Source organism: Rhodococcus maanshanensis NBRC 100610 (assembly GCF_001894865.1).
GTDB lineage: Bacteria > Actinomycetota > Actinomycetes > Mycobacteriales > Mycobacteriaceae > Rhodococcus_G > Rhodococcus_G maanshanensis.
The window spans coordinates 14,929-32,976 of record NZ_BCXA01000012.1 but is presented as its reverse complement, the minus strand read 5'-3'; the positions used below and the strand labels follow the sequence as shown (position 1 = coordinate 32,976).

At 68.9% G+C, this 18,048-nt stretch carries 20 protein-coding genes and 1 tRNA gene; 6 read left to right on the top strand and 15 right to left on the bottom strand.

Features of this window, described 5'->3' with window-relative positions:
• Position 1: 1 nt before the first annotated feature.
• The 9 genes from RM1_RS06095 to sp36 form a co-directional block, all read right to left on the bottom strand.
• Entirely contained in the window at positions 2–523 is a 522-nt protein-coding gene (locus RM1_RS06095) for a 3-hydroxyanthranilate 3,4-dioxygenase (RefSeq protein ID WP_072750455.1), read from the bottom strand.
• Positions 520–975, bottom strand: coding sequence for a RidA family protein (locus RM1_RS06090; protein WP_072750454.1), 456 nt, complete (start codon positions 973–975; stop codon positions 520–522). Before RM1_RS06090 ends, RM1_RS06095 begins: the two co-directional genes overlap by 4 nt.
• Positions 972–1,742 (bottom strand): 2-keto-4-pentenoate hydratase, encoded by a 771-nt coding sequence (locus RM1_RS06085; protein WP_072750453.1) that lies wholly within the window; start codon positions 1,740–1,742, stop codon positions 972–974. Before RM1_RS06085 ends, RM1_RS06090 begins: the two co-directional genes overlap by 4 nt.
• Positions 1,743–1,785: 43 nt before the next feature.
• A complete protein-coding gene (locus RM1_RS06080) occupies positions 1,786–3,261 on the bottom strand; it encodes a 2-hydroxymuconic semialdehyde dehydrogenase (protein WP_072750452.1) in 1,476 nt (491 codons plus the stop codon).
• 60 nt (positions 3,262–3,321) lie between these two features.
• Positions 3,322–4,224 carry an LLM class flavin-dependent oxidoreductase gene (locus RM1_RS06075; RefSeq protein WP_072750451.1) on the bottom strand — a complete coding sequence of 301 codons (903 nt, stop codon included), beginning with the start codon at positions 4,222–4,224 and terminating at the stop codon, positions 3,322–3,324.
• Between the two features lie 435 nt (positions 4,225–4,659).
• Positions 4,660–4,782: a hypothetical protein gene (locus RM1_RS27015; RefSeq protein ID WP_269321311.1), complete on the bottom strand. Its 123-nt coding sequence runs from the start codon at positions 4,780–4,782 to the stop codon at positions 4,660–4,662.
• A 200-nt stretch (positions 4,783–4,982) separates the two neighbouring features.
• Positions 4,983–5,768 carry an MBL fold metallo-hydrolase gene (locus RM1_RS06070; RefSeq protein ID WP_027500344.1) on the bottom strand — a complete coding sequence of 262 codons (786 nt, stop codon included), beginning with the start codon at positions 5,766–5,768 and terminating at the stop codon, positions 4,983–4,985.
• Positions 5,769–5,889: 121 nt separating this feature from the next.
• On the bottom strand, positions 5,890–6,348 hold the full coding sequence (locus RM1_RS06065) for a RidA family protein (RefSeq protein WP_072750450.1): 459 nt from the start codon (positions 6,346–6,348) through the stop codon (positions 5,890–5,892).
• A 6-nt stretch (positions 6,349–6,354) separates the two neighbouring features.
• Positions 6,355–6,519, bottom strand: coding sequence for a Sp36 family protein (gene sp36, locus RM1_RS26075; RefSeq protein WP_072750449.1), 165 nt, complete (start codon positions 6,517–6,519; stop codon positions 6,355–6,357).
• A gap of 54 nt (positions 6,520–6,573) precedes the next feature.
• Between sp36 and bagA the strand changes: the two genes are divergently transcribed.
• Entirely contained in the window at positions 6,574–7,590 is a 1,017-nt protein-coding gene (bagA, locus tag RM1_RS06055; RefSeq protein WP_027500342.1) for an ATPase BagA, read from the top strand.
• Positions 7,591–7,621: 31 nt separating this feature from the next.
• Here bagA and RM1_RS06050 read toward each other — a convergent pair whose 3' ends face one another.
• Complete coding sequence (locus tag RM1_RS06050) at positions 7,622–8,776, bottom strand: RNA-guided endonuclease InsQ/TnpB family protein (protein ID WP_245816079.1); 1,155 nt, start codon at positions 8,774–8,776, stop codon at positions 7,622–7,624.
• Between the two features lie 110 nt (positions 8,777–8,886).
• Here RM1_RS06050 and bagB point away from each other — a divergent pair, with 110 nt between their 5' ends.
• Complete coding sequence (bagB, locus tag RM1_RS06045; RefSeq protein ID WP_072750447.1) at positions 8,887–9,999, top strand: ATPase BagB; 1,113 nt, start codon at positions 8,887–8,889, stop codon at positions 9,997–9,999.
• On the opposite strand, the gene RM1_RS06040 is transcribed toward bagB, so the two are convergent.
• Together RM1_RS06040 and RM1_RS06035 are read right to left on the bottom strand one after the other, a co-directional pair.
• Positions 9,978–11,243, bottom strand: coding sequence for an MFS transporter (locus RM1_RS06040; RefSeq protein WP_072750446.1), 1,266 nt, complete (start codon positions 11,241–11,243; stop codon positions 9,978–9,980). The genes bagB and RM1_RS06040 overlap by 22 nt on opposite strands.
• Positions 11,240–11,722 (bottom strand): MarR family winged helix-turn-helix transcriptional regulator, encoded by a 483-nt coding sequence (locus RM1_RS06035; RefSeq protein WP_174562923.1) that lies wholly within the window; start codon positions 11,720–11,722, stop codon positions 11,240–11,242. The genes RM1_RS06040 and RM1_RS06035 overlap by 4 nt, the downstream gene beginning before the upstream one ends.
• 99 nt (positions 11,723–11,821) lie before the next feature.
• Between RM1_RS06035 and RM1_RS06030 the strand changes: the two genes are divergently transcribed.
• Complete coding sequence (locus RM1_RS06030) at positions 11,822–12,271, top strand: cupin domain-containing protein (protein WP_072750594.1); 450 nt, start codon at positions 11,822–11,824, stop codon at positions 12,269–12,271.
• 191 nt (positions 12,272–12,462) lie between these two features.
• Here RM1_RS06030 and RM1_RS06025 read toward each other — a convergent pair whose 3' ends face one another.
• A complete protein-coding gene (locus RM1_RS06025; protein WP_072750445.1) occupies positions 12,463–12,786 on the bottom strand; it encodes a WhiB family transcriptional regulator in 324 nt (107 codons plus the stop codon).
• Positions 12,787–13,038: 252 nt separating this feature from the next.
• Between RM1_RS06025 and RM1_RS06020 the strand changes: the two genes are divergently transcribed.
• On the top strand, positions 13,039–15,411 hold the full coding sequence (locus RM1_RS06020) for a penicillin-binding protein (RefSeq protein WP_174562922.1): 2,373 nt from the start codon (positions 13,039–13,041) through the stop codon (positions 15,409–15,411).
• Between the two features lie 70 nt (positions 15,412–15,481).
• Here the strand turns inward: RM1_RS06020 and RM1_RS06015 are convergent, their stop codons facing one another.
• Entirely contained in the window at positions 15,482–15,958 is a 477-nt protein-coding gene (locus RM1_RS06015) for a GatB/YqeY domain-containing protein (protein WP_072750444.1), read from the bottom strand.
• Between the two features lie 69 nt (positions 15,959–16,027).
• Between RM1_RS06015 and RM1_RS06010 the strand changes: the two genes are divergently transcribed.
• Together RM1_RS06010 and RM1_RS06005 are read left to right on the top strand one after the other, a co-directional pair.
• Positions 16,028–16,990, top strand: coding sequence for a metallophosphoesterase (locus tag RM1_RS06010; protein WP_092667726.1), 963 nt, complete (start codon positions 16,028–16,030; stop codon positions 16,988–16,990).
• A gap of 38 nt (positions 16,991–17,028) precedes the next feature.
• A tRNA-Pro gene (locus tag RM1_RS06005) sits at positions 17,029–17,102 on the top strand.
• Between the two features lie 59 nt (positions 17,103–17,161).
• On the opposite strand, the gene RM1_RS06000 is transcribed toward RM1_RS06005, so the two are convergent.
• On the bottom strand, positions 17,162–18,046 hold the full coding sequence (locus RM1_RS06000) for an NAD(P)-dependent oxidoreductase (protein WP_072750442.1): 885 nt from the start codon (positions 18,044–18,046) through the stop codon (positions 17,162–17,164).
• Positions 18,047–18,048: the final 2 nt, after the last annotated feature.

Sequence of the window (18,048 nt, the reverse complement as noted above, 5' to 3'; positions counted from 1 at the left end):
CTCACCCCTTGCCCGGATGGAGGGTTCCGCAGCTCGCGCAGGTGCGGGCGTCGACGCTGTCGTAGAACAAGGTGAAGACCGGGGGAAGGTCGGCGACGATGTCCCTGACCTGCAGTTCGACCTCGTAGATGAGCGCGTCGCAGTTCATGCAGTACCACTGGAACTTCTCCAGGGTCCCCTCCTCGCGCACCCGCTCGATGACCAGACCGATCGAGCCCGCGGTCGGGCGCTGCGGTGAGTGAGGCAGATTCCCCGGCAACAACCATGTCTCGCCCTCGCGAATGTGCACCCTCTCGGGGCCGTTCTCGGTCATGACGTCGACGTGGATGTCGCCCTTGATCTGGTAGAACCACTCCTCGTAGGGGTCCAGGTGGTAGTCCGTGCGCTGGTTCGGCCCGCCGACGACCTGGACGATGAAGTCGCTGCCGAGCGCCATGGTCTGGTTGTTCACCGGGGGCTTGAGCAGGTGCTCGTTGTCGGCGATCCACTTCTGGAAGTTGATGGTCTGCGGGACTCGGGTCATGACAGGGCCTCCGATGCGGTGGTTGGGTGCGGCGGGCGAGCGACGGGTCGGTATGCGACACCCTGCATCTCGATGAGCAGGTGCGGATGCGGCAACTGGTGCACCGCGACGGTGGTCCGGGTCGGCCCGTTCTCGTCGAACAGTTCGGCGTATACCTCGTTGTAGCCGCCGAAGTCGTTCATCGACACCAGGTACGAGGTGACCTGGACCAGGTCGCCGAGCTCGGCCCCGACCTCGGCGAGGATGGCGCGCATGTTCTCGATGACCGCGCGTGTCTGTGCGCGGATGTCGAGCGCGGTTGTGCCCATCTCGTCGACCTCGACGCCGACGAACGTATTGTCCTGGCGTCGCGAACTGGTTCCCGAGACGTAGACGAAATCGCCTGCGACCTTCACGTGCGGGAACCGGCCCCGCGGTGTCGCGAGCCGGTCGATCACCTTGGCGTCGGTCATCTCGTCCCCTTCACGCTGACTCGGCCGAGACCGGCGATGTGGCACTGCGCGACCTCGGCGGTCAGCGCGACCGCCGCGGTGGCCGCCCCTGCGAGGACCACCTGCCCCGCGCGCAGCGGGATCGCGCGCCGCCGGGCCATGTCGACCAGCGCGTGCAGCGCGCGGACGGGATCGCCCAGAATCGCCGACGTGGATCCCAGCACGGCGTCCGCGCCCACCTCGAGGCGTACCTCGCGGTCGTCGACGTCCTGCATCCGCTGCCAGGGGCCGATGACATAGCCGGCGGCGGAGGTGTTGTCGGCCACCACGTCGGTGTACGTGAAGCGGAAGTCCCGGTAGCGCGAGTCGATGATCTCCATCGCGGGCGCGACCGCGTCCACACAGGACACGACGTCCACGGCCGGATCGCCCGGATCCACGTCGCGGGCGAGCCGGTAGGCGATCTCCGGCTCGATCTTCGGGTGGATGAACCGGGTCAGGTCGACGTCGCCGCCGTCCTCGATGCGCATGGCATCGGTGAGCTGCCCGACGATCACGTCGGAGACACCCATCTGGGCCATCTTCGCCTTGCTGGTGAATCCCAGCTTCACCCCGACAATCGATTCGCCCCGGCCCAGCCTGCGGCCGATCAGCGCGTTCTGGATCCGGTAGGCATCGTCGATGTCGACCTCATGGCTGTCCGCGAGGCTGGGCGTGTCAGTGACGGTCCGCTGGGCGCGGTCCAGACGGTCGCAGAGGCCTTCGATATCGATCATGTTGAGCGGCATCACTTCTCACTCTCCCTGTCCACTGTCGTTCCCGATGTCACAGTCACAGTTGCACGCACACATTCGTGGGTTCGGTATAGAAGTGGAGGGAGGATTCGCCGCCCTCGCGGCCGATCCCGGAGAGTCCCGCGCCGCCGAACGGGGAGCGGAGTTCGCGGGTGAACCAGGTGTTCACCCAGGAGATGCCGACCCGCATCTGCTGCGCGACGCGGTGCCCACGGCGCAGGTCGTTCGTCCAGACCGCCGCGGCGAGTCCGTATTCGGTGTCGTTGGCGAGCGCGATCGCCTCCTCCTCGGTGTCGAAGGGGATCAGTGCCGCGACCGGACCGAAGATCTCTTCGCGCACTGCGCGATCGGCATTCGTCAGCCCGGTCCACAGCGTCGGCTCGATCCAGGAGCCGCCGGCGAGGCCCTCGCCGAGCGCGGGGATCCCGCCGCCGGTGAGCACCTTGGCCCCGGCCTGCTCGGCGATCTCGAAGTAGTCGCGGACCTTCTCGCGATGGGCCTGGGAGATCAGCGGACCGGTCGTGGTCGCGGTGTCGGCCGGCGCACCGAGACGAAGCCCCTCGGCACGCTCGACCAGCCCGGCCGCGATGTCGTCGAACACGCCGCGCTGGACGTACACCCGCTCGGTGCACAGGCACACCTGCCCGGTGTTGGCGAAGACCGACCGGGTCAGCCCGGTGAGGGCCTCGTCGACGTCGACGTCGTCGAACACCACGGCGGCGTTCTTGCCGCCGAGCTCGAAGGAGACCGGCCGGACCCGCGGCGCCACGGTCTTCATCACGTGCGAGCCGGTCGCGGACGACCCGGTGAAGGTGACGCCGTCGATGCCGGGATGATCCGTCAGGAACTCCCCTGCCGAGTCCCGGCCGAAACCGTGCACGACGTTGTAGACGCCGGCCGGGAGTCCGACCTCCTCCAGCACCTCCGCGAGCAGCGTTGCGGTGGACGGGGTTTCCTCGCTCGGCTTGACGACGACGGCGTTGCCACAGGCCAGCGCGGGCGCCACCTTCCAGGTGAGCAGCAGCAGCGGCAGGTTCCACGGCACGATCACCGCAACCACGCCCAACGGCTTGCGCACCGCGTAGTTCAACGCCTGCCGACCACCCGCGAGGTCGGTGAGAAACGACTCCTGGCCCGCGGCGGCGACCACGTCCGCGAAGGTGCGGAAGTTGGTCAGCGCGCGGGCCACGTCGAGCTCGCGGGCCTGCGTGATCGGCTTACCCGTGTCGGCCATCTCGGCCGCGACGAACTCCTCGAAGCGCTCCTCGATCCGGTCTGCCGCCCGCCGCAGCAGGGCCGCACGTTCCCGCACGGGGGTGTCGGCCCAACCGTTGTCCAGCGCGCGCCGCGCCGATCGCACGGCGCGGTCGACGAGAGCGATGTCCGCCTCGTGCACCCGGGCCACCAGCCGGCCGGTGGCCGGGTCGAGGTTCTCGAAACTTCGCTCCGGGTCCGGGTCGACGAAGCCGCCGTCCACGTAATTGCGAATCCAGGCTTCGCGCGATGTGGTCATGGACCCATGATTGGCCGTCGATCCATGCCGAACAAATGCGAAATTCCTCGCACCCTATAGCTATTTGGGCATGTCTCGATGCCGGGCGACCGCCTCGCGAACCGCCGGGACCACCTCCACCGCCCATTTCCGGTGTTGGTGCGGGTCGTCGCCCTCGGCGCCGAACACGAAGGTGTCCATGCCCGATTCGAGCACCAACCCGGTCAGCTCGTCGACCCACTGCTGCACCGGCCCGTTGAGGAACCCGCCGCTCGGTCCATCGGTGATGGCCCCGAACACGTTGTAGATGCGCTGGATCGCCGCGGGGTCGCGGCCGGCGGCCGTCGCGGACTCGTCGATGCGCGCGTGCAGGCCGGGCAGCACCGGCGGCGGAAAGTAGCTGACCGACGGGACCCAGCCGTCGGCCTCCCGGCCGAGCACGCCGAGCATCCGCGGGCCGCCGACCCCGAGCCACAGTCCGATGTCGTGGGCGGGTCGCGGTCCAGGGTGCACGCCGGACAGCTGGTAGTGGGCGCCGTCGTAGCGCACCGATTTCTCGCCGGACCACATCAGCCGGATGACGTCGAGGGCCTCCGTCAACGCGCCCGCGGCCTCGCCAGGGGTCCGTTCGGGCCCGCCCATCGCACCGATCGCCTGCCAGAACGCGCCCGCACCGACCGCCAGCTCGAACCGTCCGCCCGAGATCACGTCCAGACTCGCGGCCGCCTTCGCCATCACGGCAGGCGGCCGCAGCGGCAGGCTCGCCACGTCGGGGAACACGCGGATCCTGGTGGTGCGCGCGAGCACGACGGCCATCAGCGACCAGGTGTCCAGGAATCTCTTCTGATACGGATGATCCTGGATGCCAACGAGATCCAGGCCCTCCTCGTCGGCCATCCGGACGAGGTCGAGGATCGCGTCGACCCGGTCGGCATCCGGGGTGGGGAACATGCCGAACTGCAGTGGACGCCCGTAGTCGGTCATCGCCGCGCTCCTCGGTCTCGACTGCGCCTGATGTCAACAGTCGTCGCCCCCGCCCGAATGCGCAACGGTCGCCGCGGGATCGGGCCGGAATGGACCGATCGCGCGGCGACCGTCGGTGGGGTGCGCGTGGAGCGCAGGGACTACTTGGGCTCGACCGGGCTCAGCGAGCCGCCGGCCAGGTTGCCCAGCAGGTCGCCGAGGACCGGCACGAGGGCCTTGAACACGTCGCCCAGATCGGAAACAGATCCCATGGTCATACTCCTAGAAGTCGAGGGTGCCGCCGGCGGTCCGGCGTTACGGGTTGGGGGTCTCGCCCGCGCTACCGGCGCCGGCCGAGCCCGAGTTGAGTCCGGTGAACAGCGTGGTCAGCGAGTTGACCAGCTCGGTGAGGTTCTCGACAGAGGTCATCGTCGTCTCCAGTTCGTGATCGGTCGGTCAGTTCGCCGCGCTGACGGAATCGAGGCCCTCGATGGCCTTCATCAGCGGGAGAAGCTTGAGCATGTCGAGCAGGCCGAAACCGGCGCCGTTGGCATCGAGCAGGTTCTCAACGGATCCCATGGGGAACTCCTAACATCGCGTTGTGACGTGGCACACATACCGTGCCGGACGCCAAGCTATTAGTTAGGCGTAGCAAATGTCTAGTCGTCCGTTACGCGCGGTTACACAGAAATCCGCACCCCCTGCCCGAAACGCGCAGGTAGGCCAATGCAAAATGGGTCACAAGACAAGCAGTCTTGTGACCCATATCACTTTGGAGCTCAGCGGCGCAGGTACTCCAACTGCACCCGCACCGACTGCTCGGCCACCGGCCACAGGCTCTGATCGACGTCGGAGTACACGTGCTCGACCACCGCACGAGGGCCGGCGTCGGCGCCGAGGACCTCGAGCGCCGCACGCACCTGATCGAGTCGCTCCTCGCGATGACTCAGGTACTGCTGCGCCACCGTCTGCAGGTCCGGCAGGTCGGGTCCGTGCCCTGGCAGCACCGCGCGGCCCGTGCCCAGGTCGATGAGCGCACGCAGGGAGGCCAGGTAGTCGCCGAGATCGCCGTCGGAGGCGTCCAGGACGGTGGTGCCCCGACCGAGGATGGTGTCGCCGGTCAGCACCGACCCCTCCCCCTCGATCACGAACGAGGTCGAGTCCTTGGTGTGCCCGGGAGTTCGCAGCACCCGGATCGCCAGACCGACCTCTTCGATGAGCTCGCCGTCCGGCAGGCCCGCGTCGGTGTGCGTGCGGAACCGCGGGTCAACGGACCGGACCGGACTGCCGGTGAGCGCGGCGAACCGCTCCACGCCACCGGTGTGGTCCCCGTGCCGGTGCGTGATCAGGGTCAGCGCCACCGGGCCGACGGCCGCCACCCGCAACAGGTGCTCCTCGTCGGCGTCACCCGGATCGATCACCACACATTCCTCGCGGCCGGGCGCCCGCAGGATCCAGGTGTTGGTGCCGTCGAGCGTCATCATGCCCGGGTTGTTCTCCAGCATCACCGCCGCGATCGGGGTGACCTGGCGCAGCTGGGCGTACGCCGGATGTGCCGTGGTCATGGGCTCACTGTACGACCCGTCGTCGCCGCGGGCCTTGGGCCGCATGCGGATTGAATCCGCCGTCGACGCCCGTGCGCGGGCCCACCGGTCGGCGGGCGGAACGCGCACGGGCATACCGCCCCTATCGGACTTCGGCGATGACCTCGACCTCGACCGGCGCGTTCAGCGGCAGCTCGGCGACGCCGACCGCGGACCGGGCGTGCACTCCCGCGTCGCCGAAGACCTCGCCGAACAGCTCGGAGGCGCCGTTGATGACGCCGGGCTGCCCGGTGAACCCCTCCGCGGAGGCCACGAAGCCGACCACCTTGACGATGCGCACCACCGAGTCGAGTCCGACCAGCGCGTCGATCGCGGCGAGCGCGTTGAGCGCGCAGGTGCGGGCCGCATCCTTCGCCGTGTCCACGGAGACCGCGCCGCCCACCTTGCCCGCCTGCTGCAGTTCACCGTCGATGAAAGGCAGCTGGCCGGAGGTGTACACGAGGTTCCCGGTCCGTACCGCGGGAACGTAGGCCGCGACCGGCGCCGCCACCGCGGGCAGCTCGATCCGCAGCTCAGCGAGCCTGGAGGTCCAGTCCGTCATGCGCGATCAGCCCTTCGGGCGCTTGAGGTAGGCCACGTGCTGCTCGCCGGTCGGGCCGGGCAGCACCGACACCAGTTCCCAGCCGTCGCCACCCCACTGGTCGAGGATCTGCTTGGTCGCGTGGGTCAACAGCGGAACGGTGGCATATTCCCAGGTAGTCAATTCGCTCATGCCGCTGAGCCTAGTCGGCCGACGCCGCGCTCCCGCGACTTATAGGCTCGGGGGGTGGCAGCACCCGCGACAGCACCCGTATACGAGTGGCCCGCCAAGGCGGACAAGGCTCGGCTGCATTTCGTCTCAGGCAAGGGCGGCACCGGAAAGTCCACGGTCGCGGCCGCTTTGGCGCTCGCGCTCGCCGCGGGCGGGCGACGGGTCCTGCTCGTCGAGGTCGAGGGCAGGCAGTCCATCGCGCAGCTCTTCGACGTGCCCCCGCTGCCACCCGAGGAAACCAAGATCGCCACGGCCGACGACGGCGGCGAGGTCTACGCGCTTGCCCTCGACATCGAGCACGCGTTCCTCGAGTACCTGGACATGTTCTACAACCTCGGCTTCGCCGGGCGGGCCATGCGCAGGATCGGCGCCATCGAGTTCGCCACCACCATCGCGCCCGGCCTCCGGGACGTGCTGGTCACCGGCAAGATCAAGGAGTGCGTGGTGCGTACGGACAAGTCCGGCGCCCGGATCTACGACGAGGTCGTCGTCGACTCCCCGCCCACCGGCCGGATCGGCAGCTTCCTCGACGTGACGAAGGCGATGGCCGACCTCGCGAAGGGCGGGCCGGTGTATTCGCAGTCCGAGGGGGTGGTCCGGCTGCTGCACTCGGACGAGACGATGGTGCACCTGGTGACGCTGCTCGAGGCGCTGCCCGTGCAGGAGACCACCGACGCGGTGGTGGAACTGGAGGCCGCCGACCTCCGGCTCGGCACGGTGATCGTCAACCGCAGCGGCACCGCCTACCTGCCGACCAAGACGATGGCGCAGGCCGCGAACGGCACCATTGACGCGGACGCGGTCCGGGACGGGCTGGAGGCCGCCGGGATCTCGCTGTCCGAGGCCGACTTCGCGGGCCTGCTCACCGAGACCATCGAGTACGCCGCGACGCTGCGCGCCCAGGACGACAGCGCCGCCACCCTCGACGAGTTGGACGTCGCGCGACTGCACCTGACGGCGCTCACCGACGGGATCGACCTCGGTGCGCTGTACGAGCTGGCCGAACAGCTGGCCGAGCAGGGCGTCCGTTAACGCTTCTCCTGCTTGGCAGGAGATTCACAGCTCAGACCGCAACCGAACCACCCACCCGAAGGAGGTGATCCGCTTGTCTCACGTCGTCGACACCGATGTGGCCGCGTTCTGCCACAGCCAGAATCACCCTGGCAGCGTTCCGGTCCCGACCTGCGGTGAAGCCACACTCAGGGCATCGGAAGGTTCGTTCGGCGAGTCCGAATCGCTGCTTGGCTCTCGCAAAGCAACTCGAACACTTCATCGTCGTATAGGCGGGCTGCACCAACACCACCTTCCGGCCAGCCCGCGCACCACGCTCGATCAACTCCCGCTTCGCCGCACCGATAGCCGCGTCCGCAGCTTTGCGCGCCATCGTCGACCTCGCCAGAAAGGTCGGCTTGAAGTCCTCCACCGCAATCAGGTCATGCCGATCGACTACCCGTTTCGCCCACACCCGGCTGTCGTGCGCGGTCTGGCGGGCCGCCTTCTTGTGCAACTTCGCGGCCTCGCGCGTTGCCCGCTGGTACCCGTGGGACTGCGGACCAAGCTTCCCGCTGTGGCGCCTCGCCATCTTCCGTTGCGCCTTCGCGAGTTCGCCGGCACAGCGTTTGCGGTGCCCGAGATACGGCAGGTCAAACTCCGTGTCGGTGGTCGTGGCCGTCGTGCTCACACCCCAGTCGACACCGATCCCACCCGTGACCTCCGGTGCGGGCAGGACGTCCCGACGGACGACGAACGAGGCGTACCAATGCCCGAGCGAATCCTGATAGATGCGCACGCTGGTCGGTTCGGATGGCAACTCCCGCGACCAAACCACCGGAACACTGACACCCTTCGGCAGGACCAGCCGACCGTCACGGAGACTGAACCCCCGCCGCGTGTACTCCAACGACGGCAGCGTCTTCTTTCGGGATTTGAATGCCGGCCGGCCACGACCCTTCACCGTGAACGAGTGACCGAGAGCGCGGGCGTAGTTGCGCAACGTCTGCTGCTGCGCGACCTGCGACCCTTCCCGCAACCATCCGCTGCGGGAGCGAGCGTCGGTGAGGATTTTGCTCAGCTTCCCGAGTGTCGGCTTTCCGCCCGATTTCTGTTGGTGGACAGCCTCGTTCCAGAGGAACCGGCACCTTTGCCACTCGGCGTTCAGAGCGCGTTCAGCTACCACACCCGGCCGCAGCCGATAGCTGAAGCACACCACCTCGTCCACACCAGGCAACGTAGCCACAGCCACCGACAAACCTTCCCGACACAACCCGCGATAGGAGGATGGCGCTCCCACTCCCCCGTGAACGACGGAGTATCCGCGCCAAACACCTGATGACCACGACACTCGACATCGACGCGATCCTCACCGACCCCGCGTCCCGGATCGTGGTGTGCTGCGGGGCCGGCGGCGTCGGCAAGACGACCACCGCCGCATCGATGGCGCTGCGCGCGGCCGAGGAGGGGCGCCGGGTCGTGGTGCTCACCATCGATCCGGCCCGCAGGCTCGCCCAAGCGCTCGGGGTGCGCGAACTCGACAACTCACCGCAGCCGGTGCAGCTGGCTCCCGGCGCCACCGGTGAGCTGCACGCGATGATGCTGAACATGCGTCGCACGTTCGACGACATGGTGCTCGAGCACTCCGCCCCCGACACCGCGCAGCAGATCCTCGCCAACCCCTTCTACCAAACGGTGGCCACCTCCTTCTCGGGCACGCAGGAGTACATGGCCATGGAGAAGCTGGGTCAGCTGGCCGCCAGCGACGAGTGGGACCTGGTGGTCGTGGACACCCCGCCCTCGCGCAACGCGCTCGACTTCCTCGATGCCCCGCAACGCCTCGGCGCGTTCCTCGACGGCCGGATGATCCGGATGCTGTCCGCTCCCGGCCGCGGGATCGGCCGCCTGGTGACCGGCGCGATGGGCCTGGCGCTCAAGGCCGTGAACACCATCGTGGGCAGCCAGATGCTGTCCGACGCATCGGCGTTCGTGCAGTCCTTCGAGTCGATGTTCGGCGGGTTCCGGGAGCGGGCCAACCACACCTATCAGCTGCTGCGCGCGGAGGGCACCCATTTCCTGGTGATCGCGGCCGCCGAGCCGGACGCGCTCCGCGAGGCCTCGTTCTTCGTCGACCGGCTGTCCACCGAGGGGATGCCGCTGGCCGGGCTGGTGCTCAACCGGACCCATCCGACCCTGAGCTCCCTGTCGGCCGATCGGGCGACGGCCGCGGCCGATCAGCTGAAGGACCGGGGCGAGCACCCGTTGACGGCGGCGGTCCTGCGGATCCACGCGGAGCGGGCCCGCACCGCGCAGCGAGAGCTGCGGCTGCTCGGCCGGTTCACGGGCGCCCATCCCCGGGTGCCGGTGGTCGGCGTGCCGTCGTTGCCGTTCGAGGTCTCCGACCTCGAGGCGCTGCGGGCCGTCGCGGATCAGCTGACCGGCCGGGGCTGACCGACCTCGCCGCCCGGCTCGGCCCCCGCCCGTCGGGGTTGCCGCACGACGAGCGCGGCGCCGCCGGCGGCGACCAGGCAGGCGGCCGCGCCCATCGCGAGGGCGACCCGGCCGCCGAACTGCTCGGCGACGGCGCCCGCGATCGGACCGCCGATCGGCGTCGACCCGAGGAACGCCACCGACCACAGGGCCATCACCCGGCCGCGCATGCCGGGTTCGGCCTCGAGCTGCAGGGTGCTGTTCCCGATGGAGAGGAATCCGACGCTCGCCGCCCCGACCAGAACCAGGATCACCAGCTCGAGCCAGAGGGTCGGGGCGATGGCGGCGGCAGCGATCAGCACCCCGAACAGCGTCGCCGCCGCGACCAGCGCGGGGATCCCGGTCTTGCCGCGGGCGGCGACGAACAGCCCGCCGACCACCGCACCGAATCCCATCGCCGCGGTCATGAATCCGTAGACGCTGGCGTCGCCCCCGAAGGTGTCGCGCGCGAGCACCGGCAGCACCACCTGGAACTCGTAGGCCAGGCAGCCGACCAGCGCCATCATCAGCAGCGGGACCAACAGTGCCGGGGTGCGCCGCACGTACCGCAGGCCCTCCCGCAGCTGCCCCGGCCTGCGCTGCGCGGCCGGCGCGGGACGCAGCGCGTCGAGGTCGAGGGTGACCAGCGACACGACCACCGCGACGAAACTGACCGCGTTCAGTAGGAAGCACAGTCCGAGCCCGCCTGCCGCGATGATGATGCCTGCGACCGCAGGCCCGACCGCGCGGGCCACGTTGACCAGGACCGAGTTCAGGCTGACCGCGTTGCGCAGGTCCTCGGGCCCGACCATCTCGAGAACGAATGCCTGTCGTGCGGGATTCTCGAAGCTGTTGTTCACCCCGAGCAGGAACGCGAGCAGGTACACCTGCCACAGCGTCACCGCGTTGGTCACCGTCAGGATCCCGAGCACCAGCGCGAGCACGCCCATCATCGACTGCAGCCCGATCATCAGCCTGCGCTTGTCCATCCGGTCGGCGACGACGCCGCCGTACGGCCCGAACAGCAGTACCGGGAGGGTCTGCAGCGCGATCACCAGGCCGAGCGCGGTGCCCGAACCGGTCAGCTGCAGCACCAACCATGCCTGTGCGACGGCCTGCATCCAGGTGCCGACCATCGACACCGCCTGCCCGCCGTAGTACCGGCGGAAGTTCGGGGTGGCGAGGGATGCGAAGGTCCGGTGCGCGGCCGCCGCGAGCGTGGTCACGGCCGGCCGCGCGCGGCGGCGCCCGTTCCGGATCCGGCAGGCTGCGGTGCGATCTCCGTCGCCAGCGATTCGAGCGCGGGCAGTGCGGATCGAAGGGCCCGCGCCTGCTCCTCGGGGAGCCGGGCGAGTGCGTCGGTGAACAGTCGGGTCCGTTCACGGCGGAGCCTGTGGTGCAACAGCTCGCCCGCCTCGGTGACCTGCACCTGCGCAACCCGTCGATCCGCCGGGTCGGTGGAACGCTCGAGCAGGCCGTCGGCCTCGAGCTTGCCGACCACCCGCGAGAGCATGGTCGGGTTCAGTCCCTCGGTCTCGGCGAGCGCACCCAACCGCAGCGGGCCGAGCCGGGCGACGGTGCCGAGCACGGAGAGCTGCGTCCGGGTCATGCCGCCGCCCGAGACCTGCCGGTCGACGAGTCGGGCGATCCGGGCGAGGGCGATCTTGAGGCGGGTGACCTCGTCCTCCGAGTACACCGTCGCCATCGCTACCCCTCCCGAATTAATTGCCTATCGGCAAGCATATAACTCGGAGGGAGGCGTGTCGACGCACGGCGGGACCCCGACCCTGCAATGATCGGTGTCATGACGGAGCTGCCCGACTGGGCGCGCGAGCTGAACCTCGCGCCACACCCGGAGGGCGGCTGGTATCGCGAGACCTGGCGCAGCGACATCACCGTCCCGGCGACCGCCCTGCCCGGCGACTATCCCGGCGCCCGCGCTGCCGGGACCGCCATCCTTTTCCTGCTGATGCCGGGCGAACAGTCCGCGTGGCACACCGTGCGCAGCGAGGAGATCTGGCTCCACCACCGCGGCGGCCCGCTCCGGCTGGACCTCGGCGGGGACGACGACCGACCCGGCCAGGCGACCGAACACCTCCTCGGCCCCGACATCGTCGCCGGTCAGGCGCCGCAACTGGTGGTACCGGCGCGGCACTGGCAGCGGGCCCGCCCCGCAGGAGACGAGCCGACGCTGGTCAGCTGCGTGGTCGTGCCGGGATTCGACTTCGCCGACTTCCGCCTGCGCGGGGACTAGCGCCCCTGGCGCGGTGCCGGACCCCCGCAGATAACAGCACGGTCACGTGGCCATTCGGTCCACGGGCAAAACCGGCAGGAATATCTGCGGGTGAAATGAATCGAGCGGGTTCTTACAGCCGAAATGGCGGGGTGTCGTTACCTCCGCCGACCGGCCCGGCCGGGGCATTCGCCCCGGCCGGCGCGCCGGTGTCAGACGGCGTTGGACTGTGCGCGCTGGGTATCGAAGAAGTCGGCCCAGGACTCGACCTCGGGATGCTGCTTGAGTAAGGCACGTCGCTGACGCTCGGTCATGCCGCCCCACACGCCGAACTCGACCTTGTTGTCGAGGGCGTCGGCGCCGCACTGCATGAGAACCGGGCAATGCCGACAAATCGTGGCGGCCTTGCGCTGTGCCGCGCCGCGGACGAACAACTGGTCAGGATCAACAGCCCGGCATCTGGCCTGTGCGACCCACGCGATACGGGCCTCGGCTTCCTCGACGTCCAACCTGTGGGCCGTGGTGATAACGGTCATTCTGGTGCCCCTCTGCAGTCCAAGCGTCGCCCTCGCTGACGCTCTGGAATTACGTATGACCCGCCGTATCACAGCGAGTCACACCACATTCCTCAACGAGTGTTATCTCTATCACACTCAGAAGACAACTTAGGCATTGAAGATCGTCCAGCGCAAGATGCTGAGGCATTTTTTTGGTACGGACGTCCATCAAGTGCTGCATGCGGCCCACATCTGCAGGTCGCAGCCGCAGGCCCACGTAGGCTGTCCCCCGTGCCGATCGCAAAAACTGTCGCGAAGCTCGCCGGATGCTCCGCTCTTGCCGGGGCTCTGCTCGCGGGCGTCATGTTCCCCCTGGCAGGCGGGTTCGGAATCCTGTCGAACCGGGCCGCCGATACCGTCGACAACGTCTCTGCCGAGCTGGTACAGGGCGATGCCCCAACCGTCTCGACCATGGTCGACGCCGCGGGCAACCCCATCGCCTGGCTCTACGAGCAGCGCCGATTCGAGGTGCCGAGCGACAAGATCTCCAACAACATGAAGCTGGCGATCGTCTCGGTCGAGGACAAGCGCTTCGCCGACCACCAGGGCGTGGACTGGCAGGGCACGCTGCGGGCCTTCCTGACGAACACCACCAGCGGCCAGGTCCAGCAGGGCGCCTCCACGATCGACCAGCAGTACGTGAAGAACTACCAGCTGCTGGTCGTCGCCAAGACCGACGCCGAGCGCCGGGCCGCCATCGAGACGACCCCGGCCCGCAAGGTGCGCGAGATCCGGATGGCGTTGACCCTGGACAAGAAGCTGACGAAGGACGAGATCCTCACCCGGTACCTGAACCTGGTGCCGTTCGGCAACGCCTCGTTCGGCATCCAGGACGCGGCACGCACCTACTTCGGGGTCGACGCGAAGGATCTCGGGCTCACCCAGTCGGCGATGCTCGCCGGCATGGTGCAGTCCAGCTCCGCGCTGAACCCGTACACCAACCCCGAGGGCGTGCTCGAGCGCCGAAACATCGTGCTCGACACCATGATCGCGAACATCCCCGGCCGCGCCGACGAGATCCGCGCAGCCAAGGAGGAGCCGCTGGGCGTCCTGCCCGAGCCGAACACCCTGCCCCGAGGCTGCATCGCCGCGGGCGACCGCGGCTTCTTCTGCGACTACGCGCTGCAGTACCTGGCCAACTCCGGGATCAGTCGCGAACAGGTCAACAAGGGCGGCTACCTGATCAAGACCACCCTCGACCCGGTCCTGCAGAACTCGACGCACAGCGCCCTGACCGCCACGGCCAACCCCAAGGTCGACGGGGTGGCCGAGGTGATGAACGTCGTGCAGCCGGGCCAGGATCAGCACCGGGTGCTGGCGATGAGCAGCAGCCGGACCTACGGCCTCAACGGCGAGATCAACGAAACCGTGCAGCCGCAGCCGTACTCACTGGTCGGCAGCGGCGCGGGTTCGGTGTTCAAGCTCTTCACCACCGCCGCGGCGATGGAGAAGGGCCTCGGCACCAGCGCGGTCCTCCAGGTCCCCGGCCGCGCCGAGGTCAAGGGCATGGGCTTCGGCGGCGCGAAGGGCTGCCCGGCCAACATGTACTGCGTCGAGAACGCAGGCAAGTACCCCGCCTCGATGTCCGTCACCGACGCCCTCGCCCAGTCCCCGAACACTGCGTTCGTCAAGCTGATCGAGCAGGTGGGCGTCGCGCCGACCGTCGACATGGCGGTGCGCCTCGGCATGCGCTCCTACACGCAGCCGGGCACCTCCGGTCACGACAACCAGTCGATGGCGGACTTCCAGAAGGAGCAGAACCTCGGGTCGTTCACCCTCGGCCCGACCTGGATCAACCCGCTCGAGCTCTCGAACGTCGCCGCGACCCTCGCCTCGCACGGAAAGTGGTGCCCACCAACGCCGATCGACTCGATCTACGACCGCAACGGCAAGCCGGTGTCCATCACGCAGGAAGCCTGTGAGCAGGTCGTCGAGCCCGGCCTCGCCGACACCCTCGCCAACGCGATGAGCAAGGACGACAAGCCCGGCGGCACCTCGGCTGGCGCCGCCGGATCCGTCGGCTGGACGCTGCCGATGGCAGGTAAGACCGGCACCACCGAGTCGCACATGTCCTCGGCGTTCGTCGGCTTCACGAACAACCTGGCGGCCAGCGTCTACGTGTACGCGGATTCGCCGACCCCCCGCGAGATCTGCACCTCGCCGCTGCGACAGTGCGGCGACGGCAACGTGTTCGGCGGTAACGAACCCGCAAGGGCCTGGTATCTCGCGATGAAGCCGGTGGTCGACAAGTACGGTCCGACCGCGCTACCGCCGATCGACCCGAAGTACCAGCGCGGATCGAAGAACGCTCAGGTGCCGGACGTGGCCGGGATGACGCAGTCGCAGGCGACCGGGGCGCTGCAGGCGGCCGGCTTCACCGTCAACGCCGTCAACACGCCTGGACCGTCGCCGCGCGGCAACGTGCTGAGCACCTCACCCGCCGGCTCGGCGGTGCCGGGTTCGGCGATCTCCCTCTACGTCAGCGACGGCTCGGCGAAGTCCGCCGCGCCTGCGGCACCGGCGCCGGGACCCGCGGCGGCACCCCCGCCGCCGATCCAGATCCCCGGCCTGCCGCCGATCCAGCTCCCCCCGCTGCCGCGCTGAGGCGGCTGCGCCGCCCGTGAGCACTTCTGGTCCCCCTAGGGGCCGGAAGTACTCACGGGGCTCGAAGCGTCTACAACCGGTCTTTGACGGCCTTCGAGATCCGGGTGCCATCGGCCTTGCCCGCCGCGAGCGCGGTGGCGGCCTTCATTACCTGCCCCATATGACGCATCCCGGGCCGCTCACCGATCTCCTCCGCGACCTGCGCGATGGCGGTGTCCGCGACGTCGGCCAGCTCGGCGTCGGTCAGCGGGGTGGGGAGGTACTCGTCGATGATCTGCGCCTCGGCACGCTCGGTCGCGGCCAGCTCGCCGCGTCCCGCCTCGGTGTAGATCTCGGCGGACTCGCCGCGCTTCTTGGATTCCTTCGCCAGGACCTTGAGGACCTCGTCGTCGGTGAGTTCCCGGGCCTCCTTGCCGGAGACCTCCTCGGTCTGGATGGCGGCGAGCAGCATCCGCAGGGTCTGCAGACGAAGGGCGTCCTTGGCCTTCATGGCGGCCGTCATGTCGGCCCGGAGCGTGGATTTGAGGGAAGAAGTCGAATCGGACATGGTGCCGAACGCTACGCGCTCCGCGCACTGACGCGCATGTCGATTGCGCGCGCTGCGTATCCTGAAATGGTGTTAGACGACTCACGCAACGTGCTCCGGGGAACAGCGGCCGGACTGGCGGGCGCCGCGGCGCTCGGAATCGGGTACGCCTCCCTGATCGAGCGGAACGCCTTCACCCTGCGTGAGGTCACCATGCCGGTCCTCGAACCCGGGTCATCCTCGCTGCGGGTGCTGCACATCAGCGACCTGCACATGATGCCGAATCAGAAGCTCAAGCAGAACTGGCTCCGCGAGCTCGACCGGCTCGACCCCGACCTGGTGGTGAACACCGGCGACAACCTGTCGCACCAGCGTGCCGTGCCCGCGGTGGTGCAGTCGCTCAGCAGCCTGCTCGGTCGCCCAGGGTTGTTCGTCTTCGGCAGCAACGACTACTTCGCCCCGAAGCCGAAGAACCCGTTCAAGTACTTCAACAAGGAACACAAGCGCACACACGGCGAGCCGTTGCCGTGGCAGGACCTGCGCGCGGCCTTCACCGAGCGCGGCTGGCTCGACGTGACCCACACCCGGCGCGAGCTGGAGGTCGCCGGCATCCGGATCGCGACCGCGGGCGTCGACGATCCGCACCTGAAGCGGGATCGCTACGACACCATCGCCGGGCCGCCGAACCCGATGGCCAACCTCAAGCTCGGCATCACCCACTCGCCGGAGCCCCGCGTGCTGGACCGGTTCGCGGAGGACGGCTACGACCTGGTGCTCGCCGGGCACACCCACGGCGGCCAGTTGTGCCTGCCGTTCTACGGCGCGCTGGTCACCAACTGCCAGATCGACCGGTCGCGGGTCAAGGGTCCGTCGAAGTGGGGCGCGCACACCCAGCTGCACGTCTCGGCGGGAATCGGCACCTCCCCCTACGCGCCCGCTCGGTTCTGCTGCCGGCCGGAGGCGACCCTGCTGACCCTCGTCGCGGCACCGAACAAGGGTCCCAACAAGGGCGTGCGACCAGGCGTTTCGTCTTCCGCGGCAGTCGTGCGCTAGACTTTCGCTCGCTGCCCGATGAGGGCAGATGCAGGGCACGGGGTGTGGCGCAGCTTGGTAGCGCGCTTCGTTCGGGACGAAGAGGTCGTGGGTTCAAATCCCGCCACCCCGACAGTGCCAGAAGGGCCCGATCCGCGACGCGGATCGGGCCCTTCTGTGTATCCGGGATGCTCAGCCGACGGCGAGGAGATCGATCACGCCCGTGGTGTCCTCGTCGCCGCGCCCCGCCGCCAGACGTCGTTCCATCAACGCCATGTACGGCGTGAGCAACTCCGGGCTGACCCGCTGTTCCGCGGCGGTGCGCAGCAGCGTGGCGTTTCCCGCGACCTGCATGGCGAGGTTGGAGACAACGCCCGTGGTGTAGTCGCCGGTCTCGAGCTGCTCGGCGGCCAGGTGCACCGACGCGGTCATCGCGGCGAGCCAGTCGGCGAGCAGCGACGCGAACCCCGTGGGTGCGATGTCCTCGCGGCGGACCAGGGCGAAGGCGTGCGCGACCCCTGCGAACATCCCGGTCATCGCGCTCAGCAGCGCCACGTCGTGCAGCGCGGCATAGCCGGGGTCGACGCCGACGAAGGTCGTTCCCGCCGGGACCGCCAGCGCCTCGCGGTGTTCGGTGAACAGGTCCTCGGACCCACTGTAGAAGACGTAGGCGCCCGAATCGGGGACGCCGATCATCGGGGGCACGGCCATGATCCCGCCGTCCAGGAAACGGGCGCCGCGCTCGCGGGCCCACTCCGCCCGGGCACGGGCCTGGGCGGGCGTGCCGGTGGTGAGATTCACCAGATCCTTGCCGGACAGGTCGATCCCGTCCAACGCGGCGCCGACCGACTCGTCGTCGAGCAGGCACACCACGACGAGCCGGCCGGCGGCCACCGCCTCGGCGGCCGTGGGCGCGACCGTCGCCCCCTCCGAAGCGAGCGCCTGCGCGCGGTTTGGGGTGCGGTTCCACACGGTCAGCGACGTGCCGGCGGCCAGCCACGCCCGGGCCAGCGCCGTGCCCATCGACCCAAGGCCGAGCAAGGTGATCGAGTTTGTCTGAATGTTGTTGTCTGTCATAC

Bases quoted from the DNA above. Each gene is read 5' to 3' on its own strand.
- RM1_RS06095 (WP_072750455.1), bottom strand. From the start codon at position 523: ATGACCCGAGTCCCGCAGACCATCAACTTCCAGAAGTGGATCGCCGAC.
- RM1_RS06090 (WP_072750454.1), bottom strand. From the start codon at position 975: ATGACCGACGCCAAGGTGATCGACCGGCTCGCGACACCGCGGGGCCGG.
- RM1_RS06085 (WP_072750453.1), bottom strand. From the start codon at position 1,742: ATGCCGCTCAACATGATCGATATCGAAGGCCTCTGCGACCGTCTGGAC.
- RM1_RS06080 (WP_072750452.1), bottom strand. From the start codon at position 3,261: ATGACCACATCGCGCGAAGCCTGGATTCGCAATTACGTGGACGGCGGC.
- RM1_RS06075 (WP_072750451.1), bottom strand. From the start codon at position 4,224: ATGACCGACTACGGGCGTCCACTGCAGTTCGGCATGTTCCCCACCCCG.
- RM1_RS27015 (WP_269321311.1), bottom strand. From the start codon at position 4,782: ATGGGATCCGTTGAGAACCTGCTCGATGCCAACGGCGCCGGTTTCGGC.
- RM1_RS06070 (WP_027500344.1), bottom strand. From the start codon at position 5,768: ATGACCACGGCACATCCGGCGTACGCCCAGCTGCGCCAGGTCACCCCG.
- RM1_RS06065 (WP_072750450.1), bottom strand. From the start codon at position 6,348: ATGACGGACTGGACCTCCAGGCTCGCTGAGCTGCGGATCGAGCTGCCC.
- sp36 (WP_072750449.1), bottom strand. From the start codon at position 6,519: ATGAGCGAATTGACTACCTGGGAATATGCCACCGTTCCGCTGTTGACC.
- bagB (WP_072750447.1), top strand. From the start codon at position 8,887: ATGACCACGACACTCGACATCGACGCGATCCTCACCGACCCCGCGTCC.
- RM1_RS06035 (WP_174562923.1), bottom strand. From the start codon at position 11,722: ATGGCGACGGTGTACTCGGAGGACGAGGTCACCCGCCTCAAGATCGCC.
- RM1_RS06030 (WP_072750594.1), top strand. From the start codon at position 11,822: ATGACGGAGCTGCCCGACTGGGCGCGCGAGCTGAACCTCGCGCCACAC.
- RM1_RS06025 (WP_072750445.1), bottom strand. From the start codon at position 12,786: ATGACCGTTATCACCACGGCCCACAGGTTGGACGTCGAGGAAGCCGAG.
- RM1_RS06015 (WP_072750444.1), bottom strand. From the start codon at position 15,958: ATGTCCGATTCGACTTCTTCCCTCAAATCCACGCTCCGGGCCGACATG.
- RM1_RS06000 (WP_072750442.1), bottom strand. From the start codon at position 18,046: ATGACAGACAACAACATTCAGACAAACTCGATCACCTTGCTCGGCCTT.